Origin of the sequence: Polyangium spumosum (assembly GCF_009649845.1) — a bacterium.
In the GTDB taxonomy this organism is placed as follows: domain Bacteria; phylum Myxococcota_A; class Polyangia; order Polyangiales; family Polyangiaceae; genus Polyangium; species Polyangium spumosum.
Map to the genome: position 1 here is coordinate 1,467,216 of NZ_WJIE01000001.1, position 21,958 is coordinate 1,489,173.

The 21,958-nt window shown below is 70.6% G+C and carries 13 protein-coding genes; 2 read left to right on the forward strand and 11 right to left on the reverse strand.

Annotation, left to right across the window (positions count from 1 at the left end; all coding sequences use genetic code 11):
* Positions 1–2: 2 nt before the first annotated feature.
* The gene (locus tag GF068_RS06035) at positions 3–1,376 is read right to left on the reverse strand and encodes an MFS transporter (protein ID WP_153818268.1); all 1,374 of its coding nucleotides are present in this window, start codon (positions 1,374–1,376) and stop codon (positions 3–5) included.
* A 71-nt stretch (positions 1,377–1,447) separates the two neighbouring features.
* On the opposite strand from GF068_RS06035, the gene GF068_RS44155 reads away from it, so the two are divergent.
* Positions 1,448–4,192, forward strand: a complete 2,745-nt coding sequence (locus GF068_RS44155; protein WP_153818269.1) for an MGH1-like glycoside hydrolase domain-containing protein — start codon at positions 1,448–1,450, stop codon at positions 4,190–4,192.
* Here the strand turns inward: GF068_RS44155 and GF068_RS06045 are convergent.
* The 9 genes from GF068_RS06045 to purU all read right to left on the reverse strand — a co-directional run bounded on the left by GF068_RS06045 (position 4,176) and on the right by purU (position 18,519).
* Entirely contained in the window at positions 4,176–5,174 is a 999-nt protein-coding gene (locus GF068_RS06045; protein ID WP_153818270.1) for an MvdC/MvdD family ATP grasp protein, read from the reverse strand. The genes GF068_RS44155 and GF068_RS06045 overlap by 17 nt on opposite strands.
* Entirely contained in the window at positions 5,171–6,154 is a 984-nt protein-coding gene (locus GF068_RS06050) for an MvdC/MvdD family ATP grasp protein (RefSeq protein ID WP_153818271.1), read from the reverse strand. The genes GF068_RS06045 and GF068_RS06050 overlap by 4 nt, the downstream gene beginning before the upstream one ends.
* Positions 6,155–6,177: 23 nt before the next feature.
* The gene (locus tag GF068_RS06055; protein ID WP_153818272.1) at positions 6,178–6,381 is read right to left on the reverse strand and encodes a hypothetical protein; all 204 of its coding nucleotides are present in this window, start codon (positions 6,379–6,381) and stop codon (positions 6,178–6,180) included.
* A 95-nt stretch (positions 6,382–6,476) separates the two neighbouring features.
* Entirely contained in the window at positions 6,477–8,168 is a 1,692-nt protein-coding gene (locus GF068_RS06060; protein WP_170319322.1) for an ABC transporter ATP-binding protein, read from the reverse strand.
* A gap of 129 nt (positions 8,169–8,297) precedes the next feature.
* Positions 8,298–10,388, reverse strand: coding sequence for a S8/S53 family peptidase (locus GF068_RS06065; protein ID WP_153818274.1), 2,091 nt, complete (start codon positions 10,386–10,388; stop codon positions 8,298–8,300).
* A gap of 104 nt (positions 10,389–10,492) precedes the next feature.
* A complete protein-coding gene (locus tag GF068_RS06070; RefSeq protein ID WP_153818275.1) occupies positions 10,493–13,420 on the reverse strand; it encodes a hypothetical protein in 2,928 nt (975 codons plus the stop codon).
* A gap of 160 nt (positions 13,421–13,580) precedes the next feature.
* Complete coding sequence (locus tag GF068_RS46885; protein ID WP_153818276.1) at positions 13,581–16,916, reverse strand: CHAT domain-containing protein; 3,336 nt, start codon at positions 16,914–16,916, stop codon at positions 13,581–13,583.
* Positions 16,913–17,575: an RNA polymerase sigma factor gene (locus tag GF068_RS06080; RefSeq protein WP_153818277.1), complete on the reverse strand. Its 663-nt coding sequence runs from the start codon at positions 17,573–17,575 to the stop codon at positions 16,913–16,915. Before GF068_RS06080 ends, GF068_RS46885 begins: the two co-directional genes overlap by 4 nt.
* A 47-nt stretch (positions 17,576–17,622) precedes the next feature.
* Positions 17,623–18,519, reverse strand: coding sequence for a formyltetrahydrofolate deformylase (gene purU, locus GF068_RS06085; protein ID WP_153818278.1), 897 nt, complete (start codon positions 18,517–18,519; stop codon positions 17,623–17,625).
* A gap of 156 nt (positions 18,520–18,675) precedes the next feature.
* Here purU and gpmA point away from each other — a divergent pair, with 156 nt between their 5' ends.
* Entirely contained in the window at positions 18,676–19,422 is a 747-nt protein-coding gene (gpmA, locus tag GF068_RS06090; RefSeq protein ID WP_153818279.1) for a 2,3-diphosphoglycerate-dependent phosphoglycerate mutase, read from the forward strand.
* 60 nt (positions 19,423–19,482) lie between these two features.
* Here gpmA and GF068_RS06095 read toward each other — a convergent pair whose 3' ends face one another.
* Positions 19,483–21,804 carry an ATP-dependent helicase gene (locus GF068_RS06095; protein ID WP_338046244.1) on the reverse strand — a complete coding sequence of 774 codons (2,322 nt, stop codon included), beginning with the start codon at positions 21,802–21,804 and terminating at the stop codon, positions 19,483–19,485.
* Positions 21,805–21,958 lie beyond the last annotated feature (154 nt).

The window sequence follows — 21,958 nt, forward strand, 5'->3', positions numbered from 1 at the left end:
GTTCAGCCCTGCCCTTCCATGTCCTTCGTCACCCGCGCCTCGGGATACCTCGCGAACGATAACGCGGCGAAGAGCAGGATCACGGTCGCCAAGGGCCCCGTGACCTGCACGCCGAGCGGCCTGTCCGCCGAGCTGCCGAGCGCGTCCTTCACCCACTGGAACACGCCCGTCGAGACGCCGAGCGAGATCTTCTGCAAGAAGCCCTGCGCCCCGAAGAACATGGCCTCGCGCCGCTCGCCCGTCCGCCGCGTGGACGCCTCGCACACGTCCGCGAGGATGGCGTTCGGGATGGCCATGAAGATGGCAATCGGCACGCCCGCGAGCGCAAAGACGGCCATGCCGATCCGCACGTCGCGGACCACGGGCACGAGCGCCATGAGAACGCCGAACAGGAGGGCCGAGGCGATCATCGCGCCCTTCTTCGAGATGCGGCGCGTGATGCCGCCGAGCAGCGGGAACACGAGCGCGGCCACGCCGAACATCGGGCCGAGCAGCTTGCCCACCTCCGCGAGCGGTCGGCCCATGAGGACCTCGACATAAAAGGGCACGCCCGTCGAGATCATGTTGAAGGCGAAAAAATAAAACGTGTAGCCGAAGACGTAGGGCAAAAAGGCGCGGTCCGCGAACGTGGCCCGGAGCGAGGCGACGAGGCCGAGGTGGCTCGGCGCGGATTCGATCTCGTCTCCACGGACCGAGAGGCGCCGCTCGTCGACGAAGAGGACGGGCAGGAGCATCAGGACGAACGAGAGGATCGCGAGGGCCGCGGCCATCGTCTGGAGCTCGTCTCGAACATCTCCGCCTTTGCCGAGGAAGAGGGCCGGGGCGACGACCATCACGAAGAGCGCGCCGAGCAGGGCCGCGGCGGCGAGCAGGGTGGAGAGCGAGGTGTTCTCCTGCTTGTCGGGCGCGATCTCGGGCAGGAGCGCGAGGTACGGCGCGACGTACACCGAATACATCGCGTAATAGGCCGTGAGCATGGCCCCGAGCCAGACGACGTTGAGGAGCGAGGAGGCGGGCGTGGGCGGGAAAAAGATGAGGCCCCCCGTGAGCGCGAGGGGAAAGACGCCCGCGAGCATGAAGGCGCGGCGGCGGCCGAGGCGGTGGCGGCTGCGGTCGGACCAGTTGGCGACGATCGGATCCCAGAAGGTATCGAAGCCACGCGCGACGAGGTTGAGGAGGAGGTAGGTCGGGATCGCGCCGGCCAGGAAGGCGGGGATCAAGGCCGTGCCCTTGTCGTCGGGCGGCGCGTAGAGGCGCAGGACGTAGGTCGTGACGAGCTGGTAGCCGAGCACGTTCCCGGTGTTCCCCGCGGCGTAGACGAGCTTCCTGAAAAGCGAGAGCCTGGCCCGAGGGACGGCGGCGGCGAGGGCGGTCATCGGCCGAGCACGATACCCCGAACCGGTTCGGGCTTGACAAGTGGGTCGAAACCACGACGTGTTTTCTCCCCATGAACGTGCTTCGCAACACCCTGGGCTCTTGCTTCGTCTCCCTCGCCGCGCTCGCGGCCCTCGGATGCGGAGGTGACGAATTGGGCGGTACGACCTCGGGCACGACCCTCGGCACAGGCGCAGGCAGCAGCAGCAGCGCGAGCAGCGGCAGCGGCAGCGGCGGCAACGGCGGCAGCGGCGGCAGCAGCAGCAGCAGCAGCGGCAGCGGCGGCGGCGGCGGCGGCAGCGGCGGCAGCGGCGGCGGCAGCGTCGTTGATTGTTTGCCGCCCGCGGGGACACCGGCGTCCGGGACGGGGACGTGGTACGACGCGCCGAACGAGGCGAAGGTCGTCGTCGAGAACGCGGCGAGCTGCGCGCGGACGTACACGCTCTCGACCACGGGGCCGCTGCGCGACGATAACCCCGCGAACCCGCGGATCTATACCGAGCAGCCTGGACAACCCGTGCTGCGCAGCGGGCACGACATGCTCGACGCGTTGTATGCGCTGGCCGTGGAGGAGTCGCGCGAGTGTTCGGTCGCGGCGATCAGCGATTACGCATTCAATGGCGGGAACCCCCTCCCCTGCCCCCCGGGCGGCTGCTTCGAGACGGGAAGGCTCTGGAAGTACGTCTGGACGCGGGATACGTCGTACGCGGTGGCGCTCGGGCTCTCGCTGCTGGATCCGACGCGGGCGCGGAACTCGATGGAGTTCAAGACGAGCCCGCGGCGCGACGGGACGAAGCGCGAGATCGTGCAGGACACGGGCACGGGCGGGAGTTATCCGATCTCGTCGGACCGCGTGGTCTGGGCGATGGGCGCCCTCGAGCTCCTGAAATACCTCGCCGGGGACGAGCGGACGGCGTTCCGGGACCTCGCGTACGAGGCGATCGTGAACACGGCCGAGCGCGATCGGCTCGTCGTGTGGGACAAGGCCGACGGGCTTTATCGCGGCGAGCAGTCGTTCCTCGACTGGCGCGAGCAGACGTATCCGGCGTGGGTCGCGAACGACACGGCGCAGATCGGGATGAGCAAGGCGCTCGGGACGAACATCGGGCATTACGTGATGCTCGACGTGGCCTCGAAGCTCGCGAGCGAGAAGGGGGACGCGGCGGCGAGCCAGAAATACGCAGGGTGGGCGGCGGCGCTGAAGGACGCAATCCGGGCGCGGCTCTACCTGCCCGAGCGGCAGATGTATTCGACGTTCGTGACGACGTACCTCGATCCAGCGCCGACGCTGCAATACGATCTGCTCGGGTCGTCGTTCGCCGTGCTCTTCGACGTGGCGACGGAGGCCGAGGCGAAGGAGGTCGTGGCGCGATATCCGCACCTGCCGAAGGGCGCGCCGGTGATCTGGCCGCAGCAGCAGGACACGCGGATCTACCACAACCGCGGGATCTGGCCGTTCGTGACGGCGTTCTGGGCGAAGGCGGCGGCGAAGGCGCAGAACGCGGACGCGATCGATCACGCGGTGCATTCGCTCGTGCGGGGCGCGGCGCTGAACCTCTCGAACATGGAGAACTTCGAGGCCGTGACGGGGGCGAACTGGAAGGACGAAGGGCCGATGAGCGGGCCCGTGGTCAATTCACAGCGGCAGCTCTGGAGCGTGGCGGGGTTCCTCGGGGTGGTGCACGACGTGATCTTCGGGCTGGAGGCGACGCAGACGGGGATCCGGTTCGCGCCGAAGATCACGCGAAAGATGAGGAATACGCTGCTCGCGGGGATGGACGAGATCACGCTGTCGGGCCTGCGGTACCGCGGGCGGACGCTCTCGGTGCGCGTGAAATTGCCCGCGGCGGCGCCCGGGGACAATGGCGTGCTCGACGTCGTCTCGGCGCGGCTCGACGGGCAGGAGGTGGGGACGGGCTTCGTCGACGCGGTGGCGCTCGCCGGTGAACACGTCTTCGAGATCGAGCTCGGCGCGGGGGCGCCGTCGCCGAAGGGGATCACGTCGCTCGGCGACGCGGCGATCGCCGATTACAAAAACGTCTTCGGCCCCCGCGCGCCGTCGATCACGGGCGTCGGCCTCCTGAACGATCGCGTGCAGGTGAGCTTCTCCGTGGCGGAGAACGCGGACGACGTGACGCTGAGCGTGTATCGCGACGGGACACGCATCGCGCAGGATTTGCCCGGGGGCACGACGTCGTACGTGGACACGGGCAGCGCGGAGCACGCGACGCGGACGTATTGCTACACGGTGGAGGCCGTGTTCAAGGCGTCGGGCAATGCCTCGCAGCGGGCGCGGCCGTGGTGTTACTGGGGGCCGAGCAATGGGCGGATCCAGTCGTTCGGCGCGCAGGCGAGCTTCCAGGCGAACGGCGGGACGCTCGTCTTCAACCACGGCCGCTGGCATCACGAGAACTGGGGCGATCCCGGGCACACGATCACGGTGGCGAACGTGAGCGCGAAGCAATCGGGGAGGCACCTCCTGCAGGTGACGGCGGGCAACGGCGCCGGCGATTACACGACGGGGATCACCTGCGGCGTGAAGGCGATCGAGGTCTGGGACGGGGCGACGCTCGTGGGGAGCGGGCAGCTCACGATGCCGCACCTCGCGAAATGGGACGACTGGCGCGATTCGAACTTCGTGCCGGTGGATCTCGTGGCTGGAAAGACGTATTCGATCGTGATCCGGGAGGACGCGGCGTCGAGCAACATGAGCGACTTCGAGCATTTCAGCTCGTACAACGGGACGGGCGGCCAGGGCGGGCGGTTCAACAAGGTGAACATCGCGGAGCTGAAGGTGCTCGCTATCGGGGGCCCGTGAAGGCGCGGCGCGCGCCCGACGCGCCGACGAGGACGTCGACGAGGGCGGCGACCATGGGGTGGTGCGGCGGGTTCGCCTCGAGCCAGAAGAACTCGCCGGCCGGGTTGACCTCGAGCAGCACGTAGTCCCCCTCGGGCGTCACGATGAAATCGGCGGCGCCGTATTGCATGCCCACCATGTCCTGATAACGACCGAGCGCCTCCTCGACGTGCCGCGGCAGGTCGTGGTGGCGCCACTGGTCGATCGTCTCGAGCCCCTTGTTCCGCCAGTCGACGTCGGCGCCCTCGAAGCGCGGGGAGTCGATCCGCGCGGCGAAGATCTTGTTGCCGAAGACCGTGGCGCGCACCTCGAAGGCTTTTTCGACCCGCTCCTGGAAATACATCGGGCAGAGGCGGAGCTGCTCGAGCCGCGCGAGCGTCTCGGGGCCGACCTCGGTCGTCATCACGACCTGGAGCTTGCCGTCGTCCTTCACGAAGGGCTCGGGGCTGAGCATCTTGACGATGGCGCCCCCGGGGCACGAGGCGAGGAAGGCGCGCGCCTTGGCCGGGTCGTTCGTGCCGAGGGTGCGCGGCGTACGAATGCCGGCCTCGCGGAAGATGCGCTGGTGCAATGGCTTGTGGTCGCTGCCGCGGACGCGGGCGTAGGGGTCGACCTTGAAGGCGGGGCAGGCGGCGAGCACGCCCTGGAGGAAGCGCTCGGTCTCGGCAAAGACCATTTTCTTGTGGCCCGGGTGCATGGCCTCCGGCAAAAGGGCGGGCTTGTGATAGCGGCGCCCCCAGATGGCGTCGCCCGCGCCGATGGCGTGGCCATTGAAGAGGAACACCTCGCCCTCCGGCTCCTGGCCGAAGGTGATGCTCGCCTTCACCGGAAAATCGCTGAGGTAGAAGACGACGGGCTCGGCGCCGCGCCCACGTACCTCGTCGGCCACGCGCTCGATGAAGGGAGGGGCGTCATTCTTGTGCGTGAGGATGAGAACTTTCATGGTTCGTCGTTCTCCCGGAGGAGGGTCTCTGCGATGGAGGCGGCGATGGGGAGGCCGAGCTCGGCTTCGAGCATGCCCCATTCGCCGGTGGGGTTGACTTCGAGGAACACGGTCTCGCCGCTCGGGGTCACGATGAGGTCGAGGCAACCCTGCGAGAGGCCGAGGCGGCGCATGAGCGCGGCGAGTTTCTTTTTGATCGACGCGTCGAGGACGTGCGGCGTCCAGGCTCCCGCCCCGGAGAAGCGCCAGTCGGCGCCGCATTGTTTCCCGTCGAGCGCGCCCGTCCACGCGGCCCCGCCGGCCCAGGCGACGCGGAGCTCGAGGGCCTTCGGGATCTCCTCCTGGAAGATCATCGGCCCGCGGCGGAGCGCGTCGAGGCGGGCGAGGTCGTCGCGGCGAAGGCGGCGCGTGGGGAAGGCGCGGGCCGATCGCATCCCGTATTCGAGCGGCGAATGCAATTTGCAGACGACGCGCCCGTCGTGGGCCTCGAAGAGGGCGCGGACGGCGTCCGGGTCCGAGGTGTATCGCGTGTCCGGGATCCGGAGGCCACACGCGCGCGCGAGCCGGAGCTGGAGAGGCTTGTTCTCCGCGGCCCGGACGTGATCGGGCGGGTCGACGAAGCGCCCTTCGAGGAGCGAGAGCGCGCCCCAGAAGAGGGTAAACGCCTCGCGATTGACGGCGGCGAGGTCGGCCTCCGCCATTGCCTTCGCCTGGATGCGCGGCCACGCGCGCCAGAGCCAGATGGAGTCGGGCCGGAGGTGCTCGCCGCGCGCCCATACCGCGCCGGGCTCGTCCGCGGCGAGGGAGAGGCCGAAGGTGCCGTCCTCGAAGAGGCGATCGGTGTCGAGGCGAAGGGGGCGCGCGCCGCGGAGGCGTAGCTCCTCCGCGACGCGCTCGGTGACGAAGGGCTCCTTCGCGTGGGAGAGCAGGAGGACCGTCTTCGATACCAAAACCGTCACCTCGTCCGGGTAAAGAATCACGCTCCTCCCAGGCCCTCACGCGATCAGCCGTAATCGCAGTACGGCTTGTACGTGAAGCAGTCGTCGTCGTCGGACGGGTACTTCTTCGTGCACTCGCTGTCGAGGCAATGGTACGTCGGCGCGGGGCCGCCGCTCGTGTTCAGCTCCGTCGACTGGTTCGGCTGGTCGTCCACGAGGAGGTGGGCGAAGAGCGGGGTCATGTTTTCGTCGTCGTTCGGCAGGGACATGGTGTCTCTCCTTCGATCCGGTCACGTCGAATCGCTTCGACACCCAGCCTTACGCGCCCGGCCCGTCGTTCTGGACAGGCCGCCGAGATAATTTTTCAGCGATAGCCGGAGGCCTGGAGGTGGAAGAGGGTCGCGTAGCGGCCCTTCGCGGCGAGGAGGGCCTCGTGGTCGCCGCGCTCGATGGCGCGCCCGCCCTCCATGACGAGGATCTCGTCGGCGAGGCGGACGGTGGAGAAGCGATGCGAGACGAGGAGGGCCATGCGACCCTCGGTCTCGGCGCGGACGCGTTCGAAGAGCGCGGCCTCGGCGGCAGGATCGATCGCCGCGGTGGGCTCGTCGAAGAGGAGGAGGTCGGCGTCTTCGCGGAGGAAGGCCCGCGCGAGGGCGAGCTTCTGCCATTCGCCGCCGGAGAGCTCGACGCCGCCGGGGAACCATTTGCCGAGCCGCTGTTCGAGGCCGCCCGCGAGCCTGCCGACGACCGGGGACGCCTCGCTGCGGGCGAGCGCGCGGGCCATTCTCTCGTCGGACACGGGGGCCTCGTCGGCGCGAGGCGCGACGTTCTCGCGGACCGTGAGCTGATAACGGACGAAATCCTGGAAGACGACGGCGAGGCGGGCCCGGAGGGCGTCGGGATCCCAGGCGGCGAGGTCTTTGCCGTCGAGCAGGACGCGCCCCGTGGTGGGCTCGTACAGGCCGGCGACGAGCTTCAGGATGGTCGATTTGCCGGAGCCATTCTCGCCGACGAGGGCGAGCTTTTTGCCGGGGGGAAGGAAGAAGTCGACGCCGGCGAGGGCCGGCCGCTTGGAGCCCGGATAGGTGAAGCCGACGTTCTCGAAGCGGAGCCCCTTCTCGTCGCGCGCGGGCGCCGCGAGGAGAAGGTCCTTGCGCGGGGGGACGGGGAGATCGAGGAAGCCATAGAGGTTTCCGAGGTATTGCTGGTCCATGTAGAGACCACGCAAGCCGCCGAGGGCCTGCTTGAGCGCGCCGTCGCCTTGCTTGAACGTGACGAGCGCGAGGCCGAGATCCCCGACGGTGAGCTCAAGCGCGAGGGCGCGGAGGGCGACGTAGACGTAGACGGAATAAAAGAGGCCAAGCGCGACGAGGTCGGCGCCGAGGCCGACGAGGAGGCGCTTGCGCGCGAGGGACTGGTCTTCGTCGAAGACGAGCGAAAAGACACGCTCGGCGCGGGCGAGGAAGGTGGGGCCCGTGCCGAAGAGGCGCACCTCTTTCGCGTGGTCGTCGCGGGTGAGGACCTGCTCGAAATAGGCTTGCTCGCGCGCCTCGGTGGCGCGCCGGTTCTGGAGGCGGAAGACCGCGGCGGCGAAGCGGGTCTCGGTGAGGAAGCTCGGGAGCGCGGCGAGGAGAATGGCGAGCGCGCAGAGGGGCGAGAACTGAAAGAGGAGCACGGCCGAGCCGGCGAGGACGACGAGGGCCTGGGCCATGGCGAAGAAGCCGGCGAGCAGCGCGACCGGGCGGGAGACGGCCTCGCGCCGCGCACGCGTGAGCGCGTCGTAAAAGCCGGCGTCCTCGAAGCAGGCATAAGGGACGCCGATCGCCTTCTCGAGGATCGCCCGCTGGAGGCGGAAGCCGAGCGCGAGGCGAAGGCGCGCGGAGGCGAATTGATGGAGGCCGCCGACGAGATAGGTGAGGAAGAGGAGGACGGCCTCGACGAGGATGGAGGCGAGGACGACGCGCCGATCGCCGCGGGCGACGCCGTCGAGGACGCGGCGGGCATAAAAAGCCATGCCGGTCGGCGCGGCGCCCGCGACGAGGGCGGCGAGGACCATGACGGCGAGGGCAAAGGGGCTCGCGCGAAAGGCGAGCGCGGCGGTGCGGACGAGGCGAGACCGAAGGGCAGAGCCGGGCGAAGGCGGCGCGGGAGAGGAGGCTGTGCCCATGGCATTGGCGCGGGGGCTTCAGGGCCCGGTGATGGCGATTTGCTGGACGGCGGAGACGTTCGTGCCGGTCGTCGTGGTGGTCGCGCCCGCGATCCAAGCGAATCGTGTCCTCGTGGCGTCGAAGCCGGCCTGGCCGTTGAGGGTGATCCGCATCGAATCATTCCGCGCCGCGGTGGCCGCGACGCGGGCGGAGCGGACGGTGCCGCCGAGGTCCACGAGGACGAGCGTGAGATCCGTCATCGTGAGGCCGGGGCGGGCCTCGAGGATGAGGCTGTTCGGGCCGTCGACACGGAGCACACACGCCGGGCAAGCCGGCCAGTTGGGCTGCGGGAAGGTCCAGGGAGAGGCGGCGACGGTGGCGTAACGAGAATGCGGGATGGGCTGGGTGTCGGGGAAGGAGACGGTCGAGGCTTGCGCGGCCTGGAATTCGCTGTCGAGCAGGCTCAGGAGGGCCGGGGTCAAAGGTGGGTTTTGCAGGGGTTGATTCTGCGATCCCACGGGCGCGGCGTCGTCGCAGGGGAGCTGGAGGGCGCGGCAGAGGGAGAGGCGGCGCACGTCGCAGGAGGGGGCGCCAGAACAAGCGCCCGGGTCGGCGGGGATGGCGGCGCCATTTTGCTGGAGCGAGACGCCCCGTTGATAGATGGTGTCGAGGATCTCGGGCGCGGTGCGCGTCGGGGAATACGCCCACAAGGACGCGGCGATGCCGCTGGCGACGGCCGTGGAGATGGAGGTGCCGGTGAGGAAGGGCGGCGGCGCGGGGGGCACGCCATTCGTGTTTGGTGTGGCCGAGGCGCTCGGGGAGGTGTCCCAGGCCGACGCGAGCAGGCCGAGGGCCGCGAGGCGAGGGCGCGCGAGGGGGCGCGGAGGGACGAGGGGTTCGTCGCCGTAATCGACGCCGCCGACGGCATACACGACTCGATCGTAAGGGGCCTGGTTCTGCGCGGGGCGACGCGGGAAGGTCGGCCAGAGCTCCGCCCACGCGGCGGCGAAGGGGGTGCCGACGAGCGCGTCGCACGTCTGGGGGTCGGGGGCCGCGAGTTCTTCCCAGCGCGCCGGGCAGACGAGGCCGGTCTTCGGCGAAATGCCGCCGGTGTCATTGCCGGCGGCCGCGAGGAGGAGGGCGCCGTGGCAGGTCGCATACCGCATGGCGTCGAGCACGGCGCGCGCGGGTGGCGCGAGCAATTCGGGGTTCGCGGCATAGTTGAGGGGCGCGCAGTTCGCCCGGCGGCGATCGTCCTCCCAGCCGACGCTCAGGTTGATGACGAGGCGCGGATCGCCCTGGTTGTTCAGGATCTCGGCGCGCCAGGCGAGGACGAGCCGCTCGAGGGCCTGCGCGAGGTCGCCCTCGGTGCCGAAGAACCCGCCCTGCGTCGGGGAGGTGGCGAGCGGATTGGCGAGGTCCACGCGAGGCAAGCCGAGCGCGGTCGTGACGTGCGCCGCGCAAGGCGCGCCCTCGCCATTGGGGCAGGCGAGATCACGGGCGACGTGCGCGACAGCGTCGCCGTGGCGGCTCTGGCCGATCGCAATGCCGCCGAGCAGCGCGTCGGGGGAGGTATCGACGGCGACGAGCCGGGCCGGGCGCGGGAGTGATGGATCGGCGTCGGGCGGCGGCAAGGAGGCGACGCCGCCCGCGCGGAGGAAGAGCTGCTTGCGCGCCCAGGTCGCGGCGTCGTCCTCGAAGGCGAGCGGCGCGGTGTCGATACAATCCTCGCCGAGCTCCGCGCCCGCGCCGAGGACGGCGTCGAGCTGCTGGAGCTCGTCCTCTCCGGGCCCGTTCGGGCCGTAGGTGAGGCATTGGGTCGCGCCGGGGTTGACGCGGGCGCCGGTCCATTCATAGACGCAATAACGCGCGAGGGCGGGCGGCGGGCCGCTCGCCGGGCCCTTGAAGAGCTTCGCCTCCGTCCAGATGCCGAGGGGATCCTTGGGGCAATCGCCGCTCGGATTGACGACGGCAATAAAACGATGACCCGTGCAGCCCGGGTCGTCCTCGGCGGGAGGACACGGCGGCGGCGGCGGCGACGTGGGGCCGCAGGCGAAGCCCGACGAGAGCGTGATGCCGAGGGCGACCACGGTGAGGCGAACGCGGGTGCTGGAGACGAAGCGGGACACGGGACCTCCACGGGGATCGCCCGAGCACCATGTCGCTGGTGCTCGGACGATCCGAGGAACTTACGCCGTGCGCGAGGAGGACTGGACAGGAAATTCGCCCGTCCTCACCGGCGGCGGCGCCGCGCGAGCCCGAGCGCGGCCGCGAGCCCGAGGACGAGGCCAGCGAGTGAGCCGCGCGACGTGCCTGCCGCGCTGACGGAGCAGCTCTCGGCGGGCATGGACTTGGCCGTGGCCTCCGCCACGAGCCCATTCTCACCACAAGGCTCGGGCACGGTGAAGCAGACTTCCTCGGCGCAGCACTCGTTCATCTCCTCGTCGTGGATGCCCACGGTGACGCAGAGCTCCTCGCCGGGCGTGGCGCCCGCGAACGAGAGCCCACCCACGTGCGCGATGTCGCCGGGCGGCGTGGGAGGGACGTCCACGTATTGCGGCCAGACGGCGACGCCGCTCGGCGGGAAGATGAAGACGTGCTCGATCGTGTCGAGCGTGCGATTCTCGAATTTGAAGGAGTAGTTGAACTCCCCGCCCGGCGCGCCCGGGATACACGAGGTCTTCTCGCCGACGACGGAGAAGCAGCAGGCCGGGATCTCGAAGCAGACCGATTGCGAGCAGCACTCCTCGTGCGAGGCATTCGTCATCCCGACGTCGAGGCAGAAGCCCGCGCCGGGGTTGACGCCGGAGACGTTCACCGTGACCGTGGTCCCCTCCCCGGGCTGGAGCGGCGTGGGCAAGGTGACGACGTTCGGCGAGACGTGCGGATCGGGCAGGAGCACGTGGGCGATCGGCTGATCCGTGTCGTTCGAGATCTTGATCGTGACCTCGTATCCGCCGTCCCCGCCCGAGCAGGCGAGCGGATAGGTCGAGACGGTGGCGCACGCGTCGCCGGGCGGCGGGGGCGGCGGCTCGCAGGATCCGTCACAATCGACGCCGTCGTCCGGATCTTCCCAGGTCGTCTGCGTGGTGACCGAGGCGGTCTGTCCGCCCGAGCTGGCGAAGACCTGGATCGTATTGCCGCAGGCGGCGAGGTTCACGGGGGCGGAGAACGTCGGGTCGGCGCCGCAACCGGAGGCGCAGATGTCGATCTCGGGGCCGCCGTTGAGCTGGTACCAGATTCGATCGACGGGGTTGCCGCTGCTCGCGACGCTGCCCGTGATGTCGGGCGCCGCCGAGGTGGCGCAGAGGGGGAGCTGGGCCGAGACGCTGAGGCCCGGGGAGACGCTGACGCGCTGGCCGCAGCCGAGCTCGAGCGTCGTCTGGGCGAAGGTCGCGGTGCTGACCGCGCCGGAGCTGGACACGACGCTCGCGCCGGGCTGGAGGGTATAGGTGCCCTGGGGGAGCGCGAGGCGCACGACGCCATTCGTGGCGGCGGTCGCCTGGGTCTCCGGCCACCCGTAGAAACTGCCGGACGCCGTGTACGTCGTGGCATTGCCCTGCCAGTCGGTGCCGTTATGGCCGCCGGTCACCGCCGCCTGGGGATAGAAGAGCAGGCCGCTCGTGATGGAGTAAGGGAGCTCGACCTCGTTGAAGCAATAAGCATGATCGATGATCGCGGCGTCACCGGGGGCGAGGAGGTGATCCGTGCTGTCACGCTGCAGCGTGAGGTTGCCCTGTCGCTGGGCCGCCGGATCGTGGAAACCGAGCATCAGGCCTTGCTGGCGCCACTGCGTGGGGATGTCGTAGGTATTGACGACGAGCTGCTCGTAGACGGAGGAGAGCGCGCCGGTGGCCGGATCGAAGTTGCCCTCGAACGAGGTGGTGCTGTAGCCGCCCCAGGTATCGACGTCGACTGCCCGGATGGTGGTGCCCGCGGGATACGTGCTCGACCAGGGAGGATCGGCGGAGAACCAGAGGGCCGAGAGCGAGCTGTAGGCGCCCGGATGGGCCGCGACGAAAGGATCGGCGAGGAGGATCCCGCCGTGGAACCGGGCGGGCTTCATGACGAAGGGATACCGGAGCTGGCCGCCGATGTTCTGCTGGAGGTCGGAGGTCACGCCGGACTGGACGGTCATGGGGCCCGCGGGGGTGCCGGGTCCCATGCGCGGGGTGATGAGCTCCGTGGTAAGGCGGCCGGTGCGGACGAGGCCCCTGGCATACCCCCAGTAATCGCCGGGGACCATGTTCGGCAGGGTCCACCACGTCGCCGGCGAGGCCTCGGGCATCTCGGGGGGCACGAAATCGCCGTAACGCAGGTTCCCGGAAGGCCCGAAGTTCGCGCGAATGTGGGTCTGATCCTGCTCGATCTCGCCGAGGACGTCGAACGGACCGGTCAACGCGCCGAGCGCGCCGCCGCCGCCGCCCTGGTACGGGGACATGTCGATGCAGATTTCCTGGATCTCGTCGCAGCTCGGGTGGAGGTCGAGGGGGAACTCGAAGGTGATGGTGTTCTGCGTGGGGTCGTTGCCCGTCGTGATGGAGAGCGAGCGCGTCTCGCTCGTGCCCCCGAGCTGGAGGATGTAATGCTCGGAGCTGTTCTGGAAGGTGCTCTTTCCGTAACTCGTGTTGATCTTGCCATCATTGATGACGAGGGGCGTATCGCATTGCGGATCGAGGCCGAACCGGACGTGCACGAGGCCGATACAATCGGCGATGTCGGCCGTGGTCCCGCCGGGCTGCTGCGCGACGGGCTGGAGGACGACGCCGCCGACCGTCTGGAACCAGTATTCCCCCGTCGCGGTATACGGCGCCGCGGCATAGAGGTAACCCGTCGCGCTCAGGTTGTACGTGACGCCGCCGGGGCCACCGGCGCCGGACTCGGCGGAGAGCTCGAAGCTACGCGAGAGGAGCGTGCCGAGCGTCGCGTTCGTGTTGCTTTGGTACCCCGAGGGCGAGGTGCTCGTGGCGGCCACCCTGGCCCAGCCCATCCCGAGCTGCTGGAGGAGCGCGACGATGGTGGGGTTCGTATTGGAGAATCGCGCCTGGCCTTTGACGATGTTCGGTTCGAGCACGACGTCCGCGAAGGCCGGCGCGCTGGGCAAAAGGAGAAAACCACCAAGGAGCGTGGACAAAATCGTCCGATTCGACGTGCGAGCCATGTCTCGACCTCGTGAAGAAAGGCCAAACGAAGACCACGGGCAGCGCCAGACCCTACGGTGCGCGCCCAAGGCAACGTGCGGCGTGTTGTTCAGCGGGCCTTACGCGCCCTGGTCACCCGATTGGACACACGACCGAAAAAAATTTGGCGCGTGACTCCGCTCACTCGCCGAGCAGGCGCAAGGCGGCCCAGTCGAGCTCGGGCGACACGAGGCGAAGGGCGCGCGTGGCGGCGCGCAGGGCCGTCGCAGGGTCTCGCTCGATCGGCTCGGCATAAAGGAGGCGCGTCGCCTGCTCGGCGAGGGCGTCGCCCATCGGGCGCGGCGTCGCGAGGGCGGCGCGCGCCCCCTTCAAGAGGAAAGCATGTGCGAGGCCGAGCCCGCCGCTCTCGGCGAGGGACGCGGCGGCGCGCGCGGTGTCACACCCGGCGAGGACCACGACGTCGGGGACACGCGAGAGGGCCATCACGTCGGCCACCGAAAAACGACCCCGACGGGCGAGGCGCAACGAGGCCTCGAGCCCGTCCGGCCCATCAAACGTGGCATGCCCGGCGTAATGCACGATGCGCACGGAGGGCATTTCGAGCGCGTCTCGAACGGCGTCGTGGGTCGCGGCCTGGCCCCGGAGCTCGACGACGCGTAGGCCCCGCGACTGGAGCGCCGCGACGACCGCACCCGCGCTGCCACGCGCGCCGGGCAGGTCCTCGGTCGGATCCACGATCACGACGGCGGTCGCGCCCACATCCGACGGCGCGGGCCGCGGCGCGAGGTCGAGCGAATACACGACCGCCGCGCGCTCGATCAGCGGCGCGCCGTCGAGCGGGAGGGCATGCACGTCCACCTCCGCGAGCTCCGCCGGCAGGACGAGCCGCACGCGGCGCGCCCCGGCGAGGGCCGAACGAAACGGCGCGAGCCACGCATCCGCGCGCTCCGAAGGCGAAGCGCCCCGGGGGACGGCCCGGAGCCGCCGGGCCTCGACGCGCCCGCCATCCGTCATCACGAACCCCGCGAGGCCCTCGCGCGCCGGATGCACCACGAGGAGCGCCTCGCCCGCGGCCGGGACGGGCAACGCGGCTTCGCCCCCGGTCTCCTCCGCGCCGAGCGCCGCGAGCGCCCGATCGAGCGCGCCCCGCAGGGCCGCCCGCTCGGCCTCGAGCCCCACCCCGCCCGGCCCACGCGCCGCAGCCCTCTCCTCCAGGACGGCGCGCTCGCGCCGGTACTTCGCGACGGCCTCGTCCCACCGCGCCCGCGCCTCCGCCGGGAGAGCGCTCACGCGGTGGATCCAGTGGAATGCAGAGACAAACCCAGCGAGCGAGCGCCGCGCGGCCGAGAGGGCCTCCCCCGCCGCGCTCGTATCGCCCTGCTCGGCCTCGCGGAGCAAGAAGTCCACCGCCTGCCGCGCGCCCCGCTGCCGCGCCGCGAGGAACGTCCCCCGCCCCTCGCCGAGCGGCACGCCACGCCCCCACGCCACGAGCGCGCGCGCCGCTTCGCCGAACGCCTCACGCGCCTCGGCGCGTTTGCCCGAGGCGACGAGCGCCTCGGCGCGGCCGAGCGCGCCCTCGAAGACGAGCTCGGGCAAGAGGAGCCGCTCCCCCTCGGCGCGCAGCGCCTCGTATGCCACGAGCGCCTCCTCGGGTTTTCCCTCGGCGACGTGGAGCCGCGCCTCGATCATCCGCTGCCACCCGCCGAGCCCGGCCCCTCCCCCCGCGCGCCGGGCCTCCTCGAGGCGCGCGCGCGCCGCCCCCGCCGCCCCCGCTTCGAGCTCCACGAGCGCGAGGTTCACGAGCACGGTCCCGAGGCCCGCCGGGCAGCCCGCGCGTGTGATGGCAAGCGCCTCTTCGAGCGCGCGTTTCGCCTCGCCGAGCCCCTCGCCCGAGCGCGCGGACGCCCGGAGCGCGATCCACCCCGCGTTGCTCGCGAGCTGCGCCCGCCGGCAGGCGTCCGCCGCGGGCCCCGCGAGCGCCCGCGCGTCACCGAGCCGCGCCGTGGCCTCCTCGTGCCGGCCGAGCACCGCGAGCACCTCGGCCTCCTGCTCCAGCACCGCGCTGCGATACACGTCGAGCCCGAGCCGCTCGGCGCCCGCCGAAGCGGCTGAAAACGCGGCGAGCGCCGCGCGTAGATCCCCGGTCTCGACGCCGAGCAGGCCCCGGTAATAAGCCGCCTTGCTCTCGCCCTCGGGGCAAGCGGCGAGCAGCGGGCCGATCCCGTCGAGCAAGACGCGCACCTCGCCGAATGCGCGTTTTTCGAGGAGCAGCCCGTACGAGAGCGCGAAGGTATCGTCGAGCTCGTCGGAGATGCGCCCCGCGGCGCGGCCCTGCGCGAGGGCCTCACGAAACAGGGCCGCCGCCTCGTCGAAGCGCCCGCGCATCGCGAGGAGGATCCGCGCTTTCTGCCGGAGCGCCGCCCGCCGCGCCTCCGGCGAGCCCTCCGCGAGCACCTTCGCGACGAGGGAGGAGGCGCGCTCGAGGTCGCCGCGCCGCCGCGAGGCCTCCGCCTCCGCGAGTGCGTCGGGTAAAACCGCGGGGGGCACGATCGAGAGGCGGAGGGGACCGACGGAGACGTCACGCGCGGACGCCGGGACCTCGACCGAGACCCGCGCGCCGCCCCGCACGGCCTCGCCGCGCGCCTCCACCGCCGCGCCGTCCACGCGCACGACGACCTCGGCCGGCGCCACGTTTGGCACGAAGAACCGTACGGTCCGATCCGCGCCGAGCTCGCATCCGGCGCCCGCGCGCACGGCCGCGCAGCCGGAGAACCCGATCCCCGGCCCGCCGCCCGCGGGGGCCTCGCCGCGGGGCCGCGAGAGCGAGATCCGCAGCCGATGCATGGATGTCCCGGCCAAACCTTCCCCGGAGGCCGCGGCCTTTGCGAGCGTCGACTCCTCGGGCAGGGCCTCGGGGCGACCCACGAGGAGCACGAGCTCCCACGCGCCCTCGGGGACGTCCCCGAAGAGCGCCGCCGCCGTGCCCTCGATTCGAATGACGCCGCCCGCCCCGACCCCGATCGGCGCCTCCCAGGGCCGGGCGGCGCCGTCCCGCACGAGGAAGGCCCGCACCGCGATCGCCCCCTGGACGGGCGCCTCGGGGCGGAGCGCGAGCGCGAGCCGCGAGGCCGGATCCAGCCGGATCACCGCGTCTTGCGGAGGCGGCTCCCCGCGCTCGGTCTGGTTGCCTCCCTCGACGAAGAGCGAATACGCCGCCATCGGCGCCGGCGGGTCCTTGCGCGCCACGAAAAACACGGCCGCCCCGAGCGCCGCGGCGAGTAATGCCGCGACGAACGCGGAGCGCGCCCCTGCGCGTTTCGTTTTCCCGATCGGGACGACGGGCGCCTTCGTGTCCTTGCCTCTCGCCTCCGCGTCGAGCGCGGCGAAGACGCCGTCGGCGAGCCCGCTCCGCTCGGCCCGATCGAGCGGGCGCAAGAGCTCTGCGAGCTCCTCCTGCTCGCGCTCGCGCACCCGCCGGGCGAGGCCCTCGATCCGCGGATCCTGCTCTTCGCTCACAGCCCCTCCTCCCTCGCCCTCGGCGCCTTTCGCGCGGGCCCGCCCGAGCTCACCGCCTCGTCGTCGAGGATCCTCCGCACCCGCTCCCGGAGCCTCTGGCGTTGCTTGTACACCGCCTCGCGGCTCTTGCCCGTCACCACGCACATCTCCTCGATGGATCGCTCGTCCACGAAAAACGCGAAGAACCCCTCCCGCTCCTCGTCGTCGAGCTCGGCCTCGAGCCGCCGCAGCGCCTCGCGCGAGACGACGGCGGTCTCCTGGCTGAAGTCGCCCGCGGGCAGCGCGAGCTCCAGGGCCTCGATCTCGGTCGCGATCTCGGTGAAGGGGCTGCGCACGCGGCTGCGCAGGATCGAGCGGACGTGGTTCTCCGCGATCGTCCCGACGAACGCGCCGAGCGAGCCCGCCGCGGGATCCCAGCGCGCGAGCAGGTTCGCGCCGAAGACGTGGACGAAGACCTGCTGGCAGAGGTCCATCAGCTCGGTGCGGAGATCCCCCTTGCCGCTCCGCCTCCGGACGAGGACGCGGGCGACGCGGGCCTGGACCACGGGCGCGAGGACGTCTTCGATCAAGGCGCGCTGGGCCACGCGGTCGCCGCCCCGCGCGCGCCGCACGAGCGCCTCGATCTCCGACGAACCGTGGGCGCCGCTGCTCTCCGACACGAAGCCTTCCTCGCGGATCGAGCCGCTCGCCTGCCGCGACGGCAGGCTCAGAGGACGATCGTACGCCGTCCTTCGACGATCACACGTCGTTCGAGGTGCGCGCGGACGGCGCGCGAGAGGACGACGCGCTCGACGTCCCGACCCGTGCGGGCCATCTCGTCGGGGCCCATCGCGTGCGTGACGCGCGCGACGTCCTGCTCGATGATCGGGCCCTGATCGAGGTCCTTCGTCGCATAATGAGCCGTCGCCCCGATCATCTTCACGCCGCGCGCGTGCGCCTGGTGATAAGGTTTGGCGCCCTGGAACGCCGGCAAGAATCCGTGGTGGATGTTGATGACGGGCGGCGCCTCGTTCAGGAAATCCTCGGTGAGGACCTGCATGTAGCGGGCGAGGACCACGAGATCGACGTGGTGGCGCCGGCAGAGCTCGAGGATTCGTTTCTCCTGCTCGCGCTTCGTGTCGGGCGTGACGGGCAAGCAAAAAAACGGAATGCGGAAGCTCTCGGCGACGGGCTCGAGCGTGGGGTGGTTCGAAAGGACGAGCGGGATCTCGCAGGGCAATTCGCCCGAGCGCTGCCGGAGGACGAGATCGTAGAGGCAAGCCGGGTCCTTCGTGACCAGGATGGCGACGCGCTGGACCAGGTCGCCGTACCGGACGGACCAGGTCGCCGAGAGGGTCGTGGCGAGGTCGCCGAACGCGCCTTCGAGGGCCGCGCGGGTCGAGGAGCCGCCGAGCGCCGCGCTGGCCGCGGGCGCCGAGAGGCCCGAGACGTCGACGACCATACGCATGAAGAAGCGCGGGCCGCCCTCGGCGTGGACGTCGGTGTGGTTGCCGGCGTCGACGATGTTGAGGCCGGCGTTGTAAAAGAAGCCGGCGAGGCGCGCGACGAGGCCCGGCTGATCGGGCGCGGCGACGAGGAAGGTGGCGTGGACGATGGAGCTCATCGTATCGCCTCCGATACCCGAAGAAAGCCCCGAAGGCGAGCGGGATCAACGCAGCGCGGCGAGGAGAGCCACGCTTGACGCCGGGCGCGCCGCGCGCCATGCCCGGATGCGGCCTCGTGGTGGGGCCTCGTTGAGCCCTCGGAAGGGAAACACACGATGCACAAGCTCGTCCTCCTCCGCCACGGCGAGAGCCAGTGGAACAAGGAAAACCGCTTCACCGGCTGGGTCGACGTGCCGCTCAGCGAAAAAGGCGTCGAGGAGGCGCGCGCCGCGGCGCAGATGATCGCGGCCGAGGGGCTCACGTTCGACGTGGCGTACACCTCCGTGCTGAAGCGCGCCATCAAGACGCTGTGGATCGTGCTGGAGGGGCTCGATCGGATGTGGATCCCGATCACCGAGAGCTGGCGCGTGAACGAGCGCATGTACGGGGCGCTGCAGGGGCTCGACAAGGCCGAGACCGTGGCGAAACACGGCGAGGCGCAGGTGAAGATCTGGCGCCGGAGCTACGACGTCCCGCCCCCGCCGATGAGCGACGACGACCCGCGCTGGCCCGGCAAGGACCCGCGATACGCGTCGATGCGCAAGGAGGAGATCCCCGCCAGCGAGTCGCTGAAGGACACGGTGGCGCGGTTCCTCCCGTTCTGGGCGTCGGACATCGCGCCGGCGATCCGGAGCGGCAAACGCGTGATCATCACCGCGCACGGAAACAGCCTGCGCGCGCTGGTGAAGCACCTCGACGGCATCTCGGACCAGGAGATCGTCGAGCTGAACATCCCCACGGGCGTGCCGCTCCTCTACGAGCTCGACGCGAACCTGAAGCCGATCTCACGCCGGTACCTCGGCGACGAGGAGGCGGCGAAGGCGAAGGCCCAGGCCGTCGCGAATCAGCTCAAGGGGAAGTGAGGCGCCATTGCATTGCGATGCAGCGCCGCATCGCAATACAATGACCACGCGTTTCACGCATCATTCGGTCCGCAAGAACCGCGCCTTGATGCGTTTGACCCCCCAGCCGGAGAACTTGACCGTGGCGATCGGGTCGTCGCCGGGGTCGACGTCGACGATGGCGCCGACGCCGAACTTCTCGTGCATGACCCGCGCCCCACGCGCGAGGCCACCCGCGCCCTCGCCCGGCTCGCGCTCGATGTACCGCTCGCCCGGCGCGCGCGCAGGCACGGAAGCCGAAGGCGAGGCGAAGGAGCGCGCGGACGTCTTCTCGCGATCCATCGGATGCACCCAGGGCCCACGCGGCCGCGCAGGTTCGTCGCGGTCGCGGTACCCGTCGCGGAACGACCGCTCGCTCGAGGCCGCGGCCGTCATGAGGCCCTTCACGGCCGCGGTCGGGAAATCGGCGATGAAGCGGCTCGGCACGCCGAAGCGCGTGTTGCCGAAGATCATACGCCGCGCCGCGTGCGTGACGAAGAGGCGCTCTCTCGCCCGCGTGACGGCGACGTAGGCGAGGCGGCGCTCCTCCTCGATGTCCTCGTTGCGCTTGGGATCCGGGCCCTTGAAGGGGAAGATCTCGTCCTCCATGCCCGTGATGAAGACCGTGTCGAACTCGAGCCCCTTGGCCGCGTGCACGGTCATCATGGAGACGCGCGGCGCGTCCTCGAGCGCGTCGATGTCGCTCGAGAGCGTGACCCGCTCGAGGTAACCGGAGAGCGTGCCGACCTGCCCCGCCGCGGCCGCCTCGGCCTCGTAATCGAGGATGGAGCCGATGAGCTCCTGCAGGTTCTGCTTGCGCGCGTCGCTCTCGGCGCTGTCGTCCTCGTCGAGCATACGCGCATACCCCGTGCGCGCGAGGACCTCACGCGCGAGATCACTCGGCGGCGCGGAGGCGGCCTTTTCGCGCAGGCTCTCGATGAGATCGCGGAAGGCGAGCAGGCTCTTCTTCGCGGCCGTGCCGAGGCCGCCGCGCTCGACGAGCGGCACGAGCGCCTCGTAGAGCGGCACGTTGAGGGCGTTCGCCACCTGCGTGAGCCGATCGAGCGTGGCCTGGCCGATCTTGCGCGCCGGGACGTTGATGATGCGCTCGAGGTCGACGTCGCTCTTCGGGTTATCGAGGATGCGCAGGTACGAGAGCAGATCCTTCACCTCGGCCCGCTCGAAGAAGCGCATGCCGCCGACGATCTGGTAGGGGATCCGCTCGGCGCGCAGGACCTCTTCGAGCACGCGCGACTGGGCGTGCACGCGGTAGAAGATCGCCACCTCGCCGAGCGGCACGCCGCGCGCCTGGGCCTCGCGGACGCGCTCGGCCACCCACGCGGCCTCGTCGTGCTCGTTCTGCGCGGCGACGACGACGACGGGCTCGCCGCCGTCCCGCGCGGTCCAGAGCTCCTTCGGCTCGCGATCCTTCGCCGGCTTGATCACGCCGAGCGCGGCCCGGACGATGTTGCCCGAGGACCTGTAGTTCTGCTCGAGCTTGACGATGGCGGCGTCGGGGAAGTCGCGGCGGAAGTTCCGGACGATACGCACGTCGGCGCCGCGCCAGCGGTAGATGCTCTGATCGTCGTCGCCGACCACGCAGAGGTTGCGGCTCGCGGCGAGCGCGCGCACGAGGCGATACTGGACCTGGTTGACGTCCTGGAACTCGTCGACGAGCACGTGCCGGAAACGCGCGCGAAGATCCTCGCCGGGGAGGCTCTTCGGGTCCTCGGCGATGCGCAGCACCGAGAGGATGAGGTCGTCGAAGTCGACGGCGTTGGCCTTGCGGAGGTAGCGCTCGTAGCCCTCGTAGACCTTCAGGATCGCGTCGTCGAAGAAGCCCTGCGGCTCGAAGTCGGCGGGGCCGCGGCCCTCCTGCTTCTCCTTGTGGATCCGCGAGAGGACCTGCCGCGGCGGATACCGCTTGTCGTCGAGCGAGAGCTCCTTCAGCACCCGCGCGACGACGGCGCGCTGATCGGAGTCGTCGTAGATGACGAAATTCCGCTCGAGGCCGGCCGCGTCGTGGAAGCGCCGGAGCAGGCGCGCGCAGGTCGCGTGGAACGTGCCGATGCAGAGCTCCTTGGCGATCTCGTCGCCCGCGAGGCTCGCGATGCGGCGGCGCATCTCGCCCGCCGCCTTGTTCGTGAAGGTCACGGCGAGCACGCGGTACGGAGGGACGCGGTGCCCGGCGAGCAGGTTCGCGATCCGATACGTGATGACGCGCGTCTTGCCGCTGCCCGCGCCCGCGAACACGACGAGCGGGCCCTCGACGTGGGCCACCGCCCGCGCCTGGGGCTCGTTCAACCCGAGCTCATCCGCCGGCTCGGGGAAAGCAGGCGGAGGAAAGGCCACCAGATCCGTCACGGAGGGGGCCGTAGCACGTGGCTCCCCGTGAGGGGAGTCCCTGACGCTTGACGCAGCGGCCGCCCGCTCGCATGAGGCTCCCGCCGTAGCCGATTTTTCAGCGAAAAACCCGCGACACCCGCCCTCTCCTTCGGCACCCTCCATTCCAACGAAC

Bases quoted from the DNA above. Each gene is read 5' to 3' on its own strand.
- GF068_RS06035 (WP_153818268.1), bottom strand. From the start codon at position 1,376: ATGACCGCCCTCGCCGCCGCCGTCCCTCGGGCCAGGCTCTCGCTTTTC.
- GF068_RS44155 (WP_153818269.1), top strand. From the start codon at position 1,448: ATGAACGTGCTTCGCAACACCCTGGGCTCTTGCTTCGTCTCCCTCGCC.
- GF068_RS06045 (WP_153818270.1), bottom strand. From the start codon at position 5,174: ATGAAAGTTCTCATCCTCACGCACAAGAATGACGCCCCTCCCTTCATC.
- GF068_RS06055 (WP_153818272.1), bottom strand. From the start codon at position 6,381: ATGTCCCTGCCGAACGACGACGAAAACATGACCCCGCTCTTCGCCCAC.
- GF068_RS06060 (WP_170319322.1), bottom strand. From the start codon at position 8,168: ATGGTCCTCGCCGCCCTCGTCGCGGGCGCCGCGCCGACCGGCATGGCT.
- GF068_RS06070 (WP_153818275.1), bottom strand. From the start codon at position 13,420: ATGGCTCGCACGTCGAATCGGACGATTTTGTCCACGCTCCTTGGTGGT.
- purU (WP_153818278.1), bottom strand. From the start codon at position 18,519: ATGAGCTCCATCGTCCACGCCACCTTCCTCGTCGCCGCGCCCGATCAG.
- gpmA (WP_153818279.1), top strand. From the start codon at position 18,676: ATGCACAAGCTCGTCCTCCTCCGCCACGGCGAGAGCCAGTGGAACAAG.